We start from the raw sequence: 12,690 nt of genomic DNA, 5'->3' as shown, positions 1-12,690 counted from the left end.
GACCGCCAGACTCTTGTTCTCAGCCCGGCACTTCAAGGGTCGTTGTCACTTTTGCGGCTGGATTACTTCAGCACGCCGCATTCTTGCGCCAACGGTAGTACGTCTGGTCCGTGATCCCGGCATCCTTACACGCCAGCGACGTCGTCTTCCCGTTCGCCACAGACACTTCAATCTGACGTAACAGGTTCACCACCTGCTCGGGACCATGCTTCTTCCCTCGTGCCATGCAACGCTCTCTATGCTCATTTGCACGGCTGAATTGTTCCCATTGGTCGTTGGCACGGACTTGAACCCCTCGAAAGATAGTCCTGTTTTCATTGCCCGGCTACTTTCGGTACCAGTTTTATCGTCCTAACTGGTACCGAAGAGGCCCGGCATTCCGCTCAATGGACAGAAGATCCATGCAGATCAAAATGAAAACTTCAAACCCCCTTGCATGACGCGTGGTTGTACTGCGCCAATTCCGGTGATCTGCCCAAAGTTCGAGTCGCCGGGGTTTGAATCCGGCTGGCCGAAGCTTGGGTGATTCAGGGCGTTGAACGCTTCTGCGCGGAACTGCAGCTTGTAACGTTCGTAGGCGGTCCAGTTCTTTATGACTGCGATGTCCGCAGTCCCGATTGGAGCTTCCTGGATCTGAAACTTCTTCGAGTTTCCTGCAGTTCCGTACGCATTGTTCGTGAACGCCGCCTGGTTGAAGTAGTTGTTGAGCCAGTTGCTCTTGCCGCCCTGGCGAACTTTGAACGGAACGCCCGCTACCTGGTCCGCGCGATCCTGTCCGACCAGGAAGCCCGAGTTGTTGTTTCCTGCGCCGCCATTGATCGTGAACGGTGGACCGGACTGTGCGGTGTAGAGGCCGGAGACCTCCCATCCCCCCAGTGTGTTCTTGAGCAGTGCGTTTTTGTGTTCAAGTGTGGGGAAGCGATAGATCAGGTTCGAGACCGATACGAGAGGGTAGTTCAGGCTGGATGGTCCCTGGTCGTGGCCTACGTTATGCGGATCGCTGACGCTCGACTCGAAGGAGGGGTCGCCGGAGCCGCCTACGTCGGTATCGTGCGACCAGGTCAAGTTCGATTGAAACTGTAGTCCGTGCGAGAAACGCTTTTCAAAGCCCAGTTGCAGAGCATGGTAGCTGGAAGTGGCGGCAGGCTGGACCTGAATGATCTGCGCAAAGTTACCGTTGGCACGGACGTCATTGCAGTTCGCAGGATTGACGGCAACGCCAGTCGGGCATACGAAGCCTCCTGGGTTCTGGTCGACCGTTGTGGCCTGGTGGAAGGATTCAGCTCCAACGTAAGCCATATGCAGCACGAACTGGCTGCCGAAGGACTGTTCCAGGGATAGGTTCCAGCTCTGAGTGATGCCGAGCTTGAAGTTGGAAGAAAAGACTGCCGGGACAGCGAGCGGAGTAATGAAGGTGGAGTTCGATGCCGGAAGTTGCGAGGGGGAGGCGAACGGAGGGAAGGGGCTCGTGCCACCCGTTCCAGCGAAGCTGCTCCAGGGATTGTCGAAGGAGAGCGGCGTTGATCCGGAGCCGTTCAAGTTGTAGGCGGGGGCGAACGGTGCGGTGTCCCAGACATGGTTGTAGAAGGCGTCTTCGAGCGGCGTCGTGAACATGCCGAAGCCGGAACGTACAACTGTGCTGGGATGGATCTGCCAGGCGACGCCGATGCGAGGTTCGAAGTAGCCATAGGTAGTGGGCATGAGGCCATTGTTGATGCCTTTGTCTCCGGGAAAGACCAGGCCAACGGGAGCGTTGGGGTAGCGGGTGCTCTGCTGTCCGGGAACGAAGGCTGCGCCACGACCGCTCGCGACCTGGAGAGGGAAGTTGGGGTCCCAACGAAGACCTGCTGTAACGGTGATGTTCGGCCGGACCTTGAACTGATCCTGGCCGTAGAGGCCGATCATGTAGCCCGATTCGCTGCCCTGCTCGCCAGCCCCCTGGCCAAGGCTGTTGAGATAACCGAGGAGGAAGTCCGAGAGCGGGAAGCCGGTGTACTGGCCGTTGAATCCGGCGTTTGCATTGACGCTGCCGCCGTAGAACTCAAAGCCGTAGCGATGCATGATGTCGGCCCCGGCGGTTAGGGTATGTTTGCCGATGGTCTTGGTGACCGTGTCAGTGAACCACCAGTAACGGCGCCGGGTGTCGTTGGGATTTCCGGTGAAGGCATTGAAGCCGAGACCGCCGCCGTAGAGGACATTGCCGTCAAATGCAGACAGTCCGCCGATGTAGCACTGTCCGGCTGGATCGTTGACATTGATGAATCGGGAGAGACAGATCGGTGCGCCACTCGTGTCCTTCTCGACCGTGCCGGTGTGGAAGTCGATCTCGGCCCAGGAGAGCGTTGCGCTGTTGACCAGTGTCGGCGTGACGGTCCAGGTATGGCCAGCTACGAGGTTCAGATACGTTCCGCCCTGGCCATTGACGCCGGCGAGGATGTCCCCGGGCACGGTCGCCCCGGGCTGGTTGTAGAGGTAGGTGAAGGCGCGAAGGAAGACGCGCTGGTTGGGATTGATGGTGTAGTCGAGACGGGAGGTGTTCTCGTTGTAGGTCAGCTTCTGCGCTGGAGAGGCGAAGTTGGTCTTGCCGGTTGCGGGATCCTGGCCGAGAGGCAAAGACTTGGCGATGGCCAGTGCGCCTGGACTGAAGAGCGAGGTGTCGACCTGGTTCGGCTTGCCGTTGACGGTGTGGAAGGCGCTGGTGAGCGGCCCTTGAAGATCGGAGGCGGGTACGGCGCTGAAGTCGCCCGCGAGCATCGCGGCGGTGGGAGTGTAGGTTATGTTCGTGTTGGCCTGATAGCTCGAACGCGTTCCCTGGTAGTTCGAGAAGAAGAAGAGCTTGTCTCTGATGATGGGTCCGCCAATGTAGCCGCCGAACTGGTTGCGATGGAGACCGTCGACTGCGCCGCTGAACCAGTTGGAAGCATTTACGGCTTTGTTGCGAATGAACTCGAAGCCGCCGCCGTGGAACTGGTTGGTGCCGGACTTGGTCTGGATGCTGACGACTGCGCTGGGAGCGAAGCCATAGCGTGCGTCAAAGTTGTTCGAGATGACCCTGAACTCCTGGGTCGCGTCCGCGTTGGGAAATGGGGCGGCGAGCAGGGCGAAGGTGTCCATGTTGGCGACGCCGTCAAGGAGATACCAGGTGCTGCCCTGGCGCTGGCCGCCTGCGGATGCGCCGGATTCAAGCGGGAACGAGTTGGAGCCGGGAAGCGTCGAGGCCTGCGAGATGAGTTCGTTGGTGACGCCGACGGATAGATTGACGAGGCTAGAAGGATCGCGGCCGTTGAGCGGGAGATCTCTCACGGCATCTTCTCCGATGACCTGGCTGATCTCGGCCGTAGTGGTATTGATCAACTCGGCCCCGCCTTCTACTGTGACGGTGTCCTGCGTCGCTCCAGTTTGCAGGCTAATGTCCAATGTGGCGGACTGCGCGACCGTGAGCACGATCCCGGTCTGGACTCGGGTGGTGAATCCTGGCGCCGCGGCGGTCAACGTGTACTGTCCCGGAGGCAGAGTCGAGATCGTGTAGACGCCTGAGCCGTCCGTCTCCGCGGACTTGGTGAGATTGGTGCCGGTGTTCTTGGCTTCGACCTTGGCGTGAGGCACCACCGCTCCGGTCGAATCGACGATCTTGCCGGTGAGGTTGGCAGAGGTACTCTGGGCCCTGGCAATGCTGCCAAGACCGAGGACGGCGGCGAGTAGAGTGAGGTGTTGCAAGAGCTTCTTCATGCTGTAGGACTCCTTTCAAGCGTTGCGTTTGGTCTTGATCTTTCGGCGATCTGATACCTGCGTGCGTGCTGCTCTGGCGTACGGGTTTCTACTAAAGTCGGAGGAAGACCCGTCTGCGGTAGAGCAGCCAGACGGGGATCCAGCAGAAGGCGGCGAAGAGCGCTGAGTAAACCAGCGATCCAAAGGCCGGACTTCCGATGTGCTGAAAGAAACTGGAGTATACGAACGGCTGGAACGGTTCTCCATGCCGGAAGGGGAAGACAGAGACGGCGGTGGACAGCAACTCGGAGAAGACGTATGCAGTAATGGCGTTGGTGCCAAAGACGATCCACGGGAAGGTCCAGGCGCCGCGCCACTGTTTGATCTCGATGGCGAAGTAACACGCGGCGAGGATGAGTACGCTCCACCCGCCAGCGTAGAGAACGTAGGAGCTGGTCCAGAGCTTCTTGTTGATCGGGAAGGACTGCGACCAGAGCAGGCCAGCAGCGAGCAGCAGAACTCCGGAGATAACGAGAGCGCGGACCTTTGAGGTGGCGTCGCGGCCGGTCTTGAGCCACCATCCGGCGATCATGCCCAGGAGAGTGCTGGCAAAGGCTGGGATATCGCTAAGCAGACCCTCGGGATCGCGCGTTCCTTCGAAGAGGCGATTGGGAAAGATGTGACGGTCGACATAGGCGGCGAGATTGATATCGCGGTCGAGCAGGGGGAAGTCGCGGACAGGCATGCCATGGCCGGGGACGGGAATCCAGCGGAGGATGACCCAGTAGGCTGCGAGCGAGGCGACAAGCAGGACGATGCGCGGAGTGATGCGATCGGTAATCAACTGCAAAAGGCTGGCGAGAAGATAGCAGACCGCGATGCGCTGCAGGACTCCATAGATGCGCAGGGTCCCGAGGTGGAAGTAGGGAAACCCGTTGACGATGAGGCCGAAGAAGACCAGCAGGCAGAAGCGGCGCAGGATGTGGACAAGGAGAGTGGACTTCGATGTCGCCTGAATGCGTGAACCGCCAAAGGAGAGGACGACCGAGATCCCCATGATGAAGAGAAAAGTGGGGAAGACGAGGTCGGTCGCGGTAAAGCCGTTCCAGGGGGAGTGATTCATGAAACGGTAGGCGGCATCGTTGTAGCCGTTGTTGTTCACCGCGATCATGAAGGCGACAGTGATGCCGCGCAGGACGTCGATAGAGATGAGCCGGGTGGATGGCTTCTTCGCTTCGGGTTCGATTGCGTATGAAAGCGGCATAGGTCGTCTCCTCTCTTCGTCTTCTCGTGCGGTTTAGGTGGCTTTGCATTCGGCGAGCAGCTGGTGGCACTCGGCGATCAGGTCTGGAACAGGGCGCGGAGTGCTGGGGCGATACGGCGACGAGAGCCAGGTCTGCTGCCAGATATCAAGCGAGAAGTGGCTGCTCGTTCGGCGGCTCTCGAACCAAGCGGCCCAGCGGGCTGCGTAGTAATCGCGGATGAGACCCGACCAGACGCGGGAGGCGTAGTCGGAGAGCTCAGGCCAGCCCCAGGTGGTGATGAGGCGACGCGCGTTCTCGTCGTAGAAGGCCGCCTCGTCGGGAGACTTTGCCCAGGAGCGTGCGGCGATGGTCCAGGTTTCAAGACGCCGGTCGGGACGGAGGTTCATGAGCGCATCGATCCGGTTCATCCAGTCGAGAGCGCGAGTCGAAGCGTCAACGGTGGCTTCGTTCTGGCGAGCGTCGACGGCCTGGACGGCGATGGCAAGCTGCTGGTCGATGTGACCGCCAACAGCTTGAGCGACGAGCTCGATGAGGTCGTTGCGATAGAGCGCATTTCCTGCGAGTTGATCCGCGCAGGAAAGGAAGAGCGCAACGGCTCTCTGAAAGGTCGGCCCGGAGTCGATCTGCGCAGAGACCGGATGATTGCCGGGCTCTGTCTGCCATGCCTGATTGGTCATCCAGGTATGGCTTGCGTAGGCGCTCTGCCGGAGAAGTGTCCAGGCTTCTTGCATTGCGGGAGGACACGAGCCATAGCGTGACGCGCAGTACCTGGGAATCCAGGTGTTGAGATCGATCGCTTCGGAGCGCCAGCCAGCGTCGGTCATCAACTCGTAGACGACCTCGTTGTTCTCGATGCCTTCGGGACACATGCCCCAGCCGACCAGATTCCCTTTGTCTGGACTGGTCAGGACGGCGGCAGGCTCAGAGGCCATGAGGGCGAGGTTGCCCTTGATGTTGTTGTTGCCGCCGAAGGTGTGGGCCATGCCGTTGATCCACTGCTTGCCGAAGAACGCCTTCTGAGTCTTCCACTGGCCGGGGGCATACTTGGTTTTCACGGCGGGGGCGAGGTCGTTGGCATAGTCGATGATGATCATGCGGTCGTTCGGTACACCGCGGAGCAACGCCTCGACCGAAGAGTTGTCCCAGAATGCGGAGTCGTAGACGAAGAGCCAGCCCTGCATGACCCAGGTCCCTTTGGGATCGCCGGCCTGGATGCTCTCGAAGACGGTGCGGCCGAAGCGTTCGAGGTCTTCGTAGCGATGTTCTTCGCTGACCGGGACACGGAGTTCGTTGAAGGTGTCGGCGAGGTAGTACTCCACTTCGCCGTACTCGGCCTTGTATTCGTCGATGAACTTTTTGCCTATCTGCTTGTAAAGGTCCTGTTCGCCGGGATGGAGGATGAAGGTGCGCGTGCTGCGGGGGATGGTCTTGAACTCCTCGGGGAGCCAGAGCAGCGTAAAGGTCTCGGTGTCCGGGTGAAGCCGCTTGAAGCCTTGAGGGACGAAGCCGGCGAAGGCGGGAGCGACGGGCTTCATGCCCAATTCGCGCATGCGGTCGAGGATCTTTCCTTGAAGGACGCGCTTGGCGTCGATGATGCCCTGCGGGAGCGGTCCGTCGAGGTTGTTGATGTTGCCCATGCGATGCCACGGAAGATGAGCTGGCCCGGTGGAGAACTCGTCGATCTCGGCCTGCGTGAGTCCGAGTGAGAGCCAGACGCGCTGCCAGATTGCCTCCTGCCCTTCCATGGCGAGGGGCAGGTTGATTCCGTGGAGGGCCATCCAGTCGAGTTCGTGCTCCCAGCGAGGCCAGTCCCAGAAGGCCATCGTGTAACCGAAGGTGCAGGGATTGAGGTACTGGACGAACTTGTAGGGGGAGACGACGCGCCGGTGTTCGACCGAAGGCAGCGCGGCGGGAAGATCGAGGTGGCTGCCACTCCAGGTGATCATGGCGTTACAGGAGTGTCTGAGGTACTCATAGGCACCACGGCAGATGGCGACACCGCTGCTGCCGGAGACCATGACGCGCCCCGCCGTGGCGGAAAGTTCGTATACCTCGCGGCCATCCTCCGCCGAGATCCACTTCAAATCGAACGCCGCGGCGCGCTCTCCGAGTTGACGGCCGAGCACAGCCCGGGCCGAAGAGACAGCTGTGTCTTCCAGCCGAACTGGTTTTCGAGGCGGTCGTCTATCGTCCGCGGCGTGGGTTGCAGCGACCAGTTCGGTTGCCGTCAGAGCTGCCCCGACACTCGCGCAGGACGCCTCGAGAAATTTACGTCTTGTCCACATGATTGATTCGTGGAGTATTGCTTCGCCGTTAACAAACCGGAAGCGATTTCACCGTTGGAAGCCGGATTTCACCGTCAATCAAATGTTTTGCCCATTTTCCGATGTTTTCCGGCATGTAGAGGTACGCCTGAGGCGATCGGGGACCTCTGACCGACGCAGAGTGAGTCGACCTAAGGCGGCCACGCGCCGGTTCTATTTTCTGGAGGAGGAAAGGAGAGTCTTCGAATGAGACGAAGAGAGAGTGGAGGTCAAGGCTTGATGACTCGAAAGGCGACGAGACGAGCTTCGGGCGCGTTTCCCCCAACGCTAGTCGTCTCCAGCAGCGCCTCGAAGTAGGGCATCTTTTCCGGGGTGGCACCAATCTGTTTCGCGAAGCTTCGGAACGAATTCACGTTGAACGGAAAGTCCGCGGCGGACTCTGTGCCTGCCATCCCCGTTCCCTGGAACAGCAGCACCTGCCCGTCGTCCTCGATGCCAGGCAACCAGGCGAGCACGCCATAGCTTCGGTGGGAGCCGTCGGAGGTGGCGTCACGGTACATCTCAGACTCGCCCCGTTCAGGATGCTTGTTCAAGACGTATCCCTGGGAGTTCTTCCAGTCGTAGTTCACGTCGAAGTTGAGGCGCTTTGAAAAGAGGCTGACCCAGGGATTCGCTCCAATCCCGCCGATCAGGATGACGTTCCGGCTCTTCAGATCGTCGATGCGTACGACCCGGGCGTTACGGGTCTCAACGTTCGATTTGACGGCCTCGGGGATTCGGCCAAGCCGCATGGCAAGATTCAGGTCGGCGGTGCTTGTATATTGATGCGCTGCAAACCATTCTGAGCTTAGTGGCGTGTTGCCCGCCTGCGGCAGCTTGGCCTTTTGCAGGTAACTTCCGCTCAGATACTGATCGAGAGGTACTGCCGACTGCGTCAGCTCTTCGAAAAGAACGAGAGCATCGTCCGACGGAACAATCACGACCGGGCGCCCGCTGCTGAAGACGTTTGACCAGAGCGTATCGGAGGGCGTCTCGATGCGATTGATCCGCCATAGATAAAGGAAGAGTACCGCCATGAGGATAGCGGCCACTGCAACGGAGAGGGACAGAGAAAGACTGCGCCGCTTCGCGTTGCCCTCCGGAATTCTCTGTGAAGTTGTCTGCTGCTCTGGCGATGCTACCTGGATCTGCCCTGTCGGGGCGGCGACGTCAGAGCCGTGAAGTTGCGCAGGGGATTGGAGTCTTCCGCTTCTCGGCTCGAAGACCGGCACATAGCCGCCCTTCGGAATCGAAATAATCTCAGGGCTGGTTGGACACTCATGCTCGAAGTACTCTTCAAGACGCTGCCGCAGCAAGCGGGCCTGGGTCCGGACGATGCTGTCGTCGGAGGCGCTGTAGTCGGGCGAACGATCAAAGACGTGAATGCCGATCTGTTGTTCGTTGAGCTCTCTTGCCTTGCCTTCGATCGTCTTCAGGCAGATGAATTCGAGAAAGCGCGTGAGGCGGACAGACTTCGCAAACGTCCTGGATGCGAGCACCTGCTGCACGAGGGCGGCACGCCCATCGATCGCTTGCACTGATGCACCGGCTGACGGCGCGAAAGCCTGACCCGATGTGGACTTCATTTCACCCATGGTTTCTGTCGATCCCCGGCCAAAACCGCGACAGTCGGACGGCGGCAGAGTAGGATTCAGGATAAATCCTGGGGAACCGTTCCTCTGACTGTTTTATGCGACCGTCTCCAAGGCGAAAGAAAGACTGGGCTTGGACTTCGGGTTTTGTACCTCTCAGCGGCAGGGGCTTGATGAAAAGAGACCGGATGCTAGAGCTTCGAAGCCTCGATCGTAAATATGCCTGAACTGACGACACAACGAACAGATCCTGACGAAGCCTCAACTTTCAGGATTGCTCCTCCGGTTCGCAATGGACTTCCATTGATACGGACACCTCTTGCAAATCCGGATGGAAGGGTAATCGTTGCCGTCGAACCTCGCGGAATGACCACGTTCATACGCAGCGTATCCTCATTGATTGACCATCCACTCTCTATGTCTCCCCTGCTGGAGCGAAAGGTCGCCCTGGCACTGTGGATATTGCCAACGATTGCCGGATGGATGATGATTCGCTCGTCTCTGTCGCGATCGAGATTGAATTGGATACCCGCCAATCCGCGGTAGAACCATTCCTCCGCATGGCCGAGCATGAAGTGATTTTGAGACGAGTTTGGGTCCGCGTCCCACGCCTCGGTCAACGTCGTAGCGCCGTGCGCAAGCTGGTCGCCGTAACTCGGCTTGTCTGTACGGCTCAGCATGTCGTACAGGACATCTGAGCGGTCTCCATCGGTCAGGGCGCGCACCACGTAGTGATATCCGACATCTCCGGCAGTCACATGGTCGGAGTGCTTGCGGATGTCCCCGATCAAATTCACCAGAACTGCGGCCCGGCGATCTTCGGGCACCAACCCAACGACGAGCGGCATCGCATCGGCTGTCTGGCTGCCCTTGTCGTACTGATTGGTATCCGGGTGAAAGTATTCTGCGTTGAACGCCGCCTTCACCCGAGCTGCTTCCTGCTTGTACCGCGAAACATCATTCGCATGGCCAGTTAGAACGGCGATGCGTTCCATGCGAGTGAGTGCCTGGTAGTACACGGACGTTGCGGTCACGCCCTTTGAAGTGAGTTTGGATGGACCCGGTTCTCCGGGACCGATGTCGTACCAGTCACCCAGACCATAGGTCAGCAGATGGTTCTGTGTTTGTCCTTGCAGATAGTCAAGATAGCGGACCATAGAGCCGTAGTGGTTCTTCAGAGTGTTTCGATCGCCGTAAAACTCATAGGCTGACCACGTGCTCAGGATGTCCGCTATGCCCCACTCCGGCGAGTCCCGAAATGCTCCTTCGAAGACGGGAAACTCAGGAGCGATTGATGGCACGAGGCCGTTGGCCAGTTGCGCGTCCTGCATGTCGTCGGCAATTTTCGTGTAGAGCGTCGAGAGATCGTAGTTGTACATGAGCGATGCTGCGGCCAGATGCGTCTGCTCCAACCAGCCGAGTTTCTCGCGATGCGGGCAGTCTGTGAGAACGCTGACCATGTTGCTCAGCATCGCCATGTTGATCAGTTTATGAATCCGGTTGAACAGTTCATCGGAGCTTGTGAACGAACCAGTGACGTCCACTGCATCATGAAGAAAACGCCCGTCAAGGTGGTGGATGACCGACTCGGGGCCGTCCACCTGAACATAACGAAACCCCCAATAGCTGAATCGGGGATGCCAGCGCTCAAGGCCCTGTCCTTTGAGCGTGTAGCTAAAGGAATTTTCATCGCCGGGGGATGCGTTGGCGCTGTGTTGGGTGACAAAGCCGTGTTCATCCAATAACTCGCCGGCGATCATCCGAATCTCTGTGCCGCGTTCGCCAGAGACCTGAATCTCCGGCCATCCTGAAAAATTCTGGCCAAGGTCGTAGACGGTCACGTCCGGTGCTGGATGGGTAACTGAAACAGGATCGAAGCGTTCGAATGGTTTGATCGGAGGGATTGTCTCGGGCTCCAGGATCCCCCCGGGCCCCTCGACAACTTCCGCATGCGACCACGCCGGCGCGTCGAAGGCCGGACCGTCCCAACCTGATGGCTCCAGGCGGGCGTCGAAGTCTTCTCCGCCGTAGACGGAACTGAAGGTAATTGGGCCAGGAGCTGTTCTCCAGCCGGCATCGGTACTGATCGTCTCCGTTGTTCCATCGACGTAGCGGATGTCCAGTTGTGCAATCAGCTTTGGCGTGCCGAAGGAACCACTGAACTTTGTGTAGCGCCCCTTGGTCTCAGGGACGTCGTACATACCCCGGCCGAGCATTACGCCAATCGTGTTCTTGCCTCGCACAAGCCGGTCGCTCACATCGTACGTGTTGTAGAAGACGCGCTTGCGGTAGTCCGTCCATCCGGGAGTCAACACGGCGTCCGTGACATTGTGTGCATTGATATGCGCCTCGTATTGACCCAAGCCAGAAATTCTCAGGCTCGCTTTTGCAATTGCTTTGCGCACCATGAATTCATCACGAAAGAGGGGCATCCGTTGGGTTTGTTCTCGATTGTCCTTGGCAAGGCCCTTATCCGATTGGCTTTGGGAGGGAAAGGCGATCCAATGCGCCTGCCACGTCGTGCCGTCATTCCTGCCAGGAGCTTGAGCATCGGCATTGCTGATGACTGCGAACGAGGGATTGAGAGCTACGATCGTGAAGACGGACAATGCAACGCGCTTCAGTAGATTCGGCGTGGGAAAGATGTTCCTCAATGGCACGATAGTCCCTATTCTAGGCTTTTGTTCACGGCGGGCAGGTCGGTTGTCGAGCAGGCCGCTAAGCAGTAAGGATAGGGTGCGTGCGGGCTTTCGTCACCCGCCAGAAATTTTCCGAAAATCCGGGTGCCTCATCAGCACCGCAATGCCGAGCCGATTGTGGTTCCCACGACGCTGGCGGGCAAAGGTCATATCAGCCTTCGTTAACATATACAACCTGATCAGCGCTCCCTCGTCCGTCGGGAAGCCAGCAGATCAAGACGCGATGCGGAGGTGAGCAGCTCGCGGCGGGGATTCAACGCCAACTCTTCGAGACCGCCGGCATTTCCTCACCGAAGAACGGAGAGTTCAAGATTCCTGGTCTTGGCAAGTTAGTAAAAGCGCAGCGGGCGGCGCAGTCGGTCGCAAGTACCAGACCGGGGAACCGATCAAGATCGAGACCGTCGTCAAACGGTAGCGAGTCCAGTAAACCCTTGAGCGTAAGTTGTTGAGGAATTTTGGAGGCGCGGGTCGGGATCGAACCCGCCCGGCGGTTTTAGAATCTATAACTTATTGATTGCAAGAGCCGATGATCCCGCTCATTCCGGCTATCCCGCAGGTCCGTGACACAAAATTGACACAAAGGAGAGGGTGCCCTTCCCGCTGCTCCTCGTCAAGAACTCGACAGCAGCAGCAAGGGTTCGAAACATCAAGATCTTATCTCCGTACTTTTACTTGCCTGTCAGCAATGTACCGCTCCAACGTCCTTTGTGGGATTCTCAGCACCCGCTTCTGTCGAAGGTGCAAGCCGCCTGATGTGCCAATGTCAACGACACCTGGTAGAGAGCCGAACTGTTTCAAGATGGTGTCGTCGCTCACTGACAAGAATGTGGCGACCTCAGAAACAGTGAGCATCCGAGGCAGCACGTTGTCTGGCGCGCTCATTACTCCACCCCTAACGAGGGCGCTCCGGCTGATGGAGAGCATCTCTGCGGTCTCATGTCCGACGACCAGGAGTTCCTCAACTTGAGGGAGCGTGACGCGGCTCGGGCCCTTGCGCTCGGTGACGTTTACTTCTGCCATTGGCGGGACTCCAGGGGGTTCCTGCGGTATCGAGTGGTGCGATACCCAGTGAAGGATGTCTCAAGGATGGGGCCAGGGGCCGCTGCCGTCCAATAGATATATC

General features: G+C 58.7%; 6 protein-coding genes and 2 pseudogenes. All 8 read right to left on the bottom strand.

Annotation, left to right across the window (positions count from 1 at the left end):
* Positions 1-82: 82 nt before the first annotated feature.
* Positions 83-226 (bottom strand): annotated as a pseudogene (locus tag OHL18_RS17145) (transposase); the annotation flags it as partial.
* A 182-nt stretch (positions 227-408) separates the two neighbouring features.
* Complete coding sequence (locus OHL18_RS17140; protein WP_263376093.1) at positions 409-3,729, bottom strand: TonB-dependent receptor; 3,321 nt, start codon at positions 3,727-3,729, stop codon at positions 409-411.
* A gap of 91 nt (positions 3,730-3,820) precedes the next feature.
* Complete coding sequence (locus tag OHL18_RS17135; protein ID WP_263376092.1) at positions 3,821-4,972, bottom strand: acyltransferase family protein; 1,152 nt, start codon at positions 4,970-4,972, stop codon at positions 3,821-3,823.
* 33 nt (positions 4,973-5,005) lie between these two features.
* Positions 5,006-7,258 carry an alpha-N-acetylglucosaminidase gene (locus tag OHL18_RS17130; RefSeq protein ID WP_263376091.1) on the bottom strand — a complete coding sequence of 751 codons (2,253 nt, stop codon included), beginning with the start codon at positions 7,256-7,258 and terminating at the stop codon, positions 5,006-5,008.
* Between the two features lie 248 nt (positions 7,259-7,506).
* A complete protein-coding gene (locus tag OHL18_RS17125) occupies positions 7,507-8,862 on the bottom strand; it encodes a hypothetical protein (protein ID WP_263376090.1) in 1,356 nt (451 codons plus the stop codon).
* Between the two features lie 197 nt (positions 8,863-9,059).
* Positions 9,060-11,477 carry a glycoside hydrolase family 78 protein gene (locus OHL18_RS17120; RefSeq protein WP_263376089.1) on the bottom strand — a complete coding sequence of 806 codons (2,418 nt, stop codon included), beginning with the start codon at positions 11,475-11,477 and terminating at the stop codon, positions 9,060-9,062.
* A 144-nt stretch (positions 11,478-11,621) separates the two neighbouring features.
* A pseudogene (locus OHL18_RS23340) lies at positions 11,622-11,762 on the bottom strand (DUF4158 domain-containing protein); the annotation flags it as partial.
* A gap of 459 nt (positions 11,763-12,221) precedes the next feature.
* Positions 12,222-12,587 (bottom strand): helix-turn-helix domain-containing protein, encoded by a 366-nt coding sequence (locus tag OHL18_RS17115; protein WP_263376088.1) that lies wholly within the window; start codon positions 12,585-12,587, stop codon positions 12,222-12,224.
* Positions 12,588-12,690: the final 103 nt, after the last annotated feature.

The sequence above is a fragment of the Granulicella aggregans genome, assembly GCF_025685565.1.
GTDB classification, from domain to species: domain Bacteria; phylum Acidobacteriota; class Terriglobia; order Terriglobales; family Acidobacteriaceae; genus Edaphobacter; species Edaphobacter aggregans_B.
This window is presented reverse-complemented; position numbering and strand designations above follow the sequence as displayed.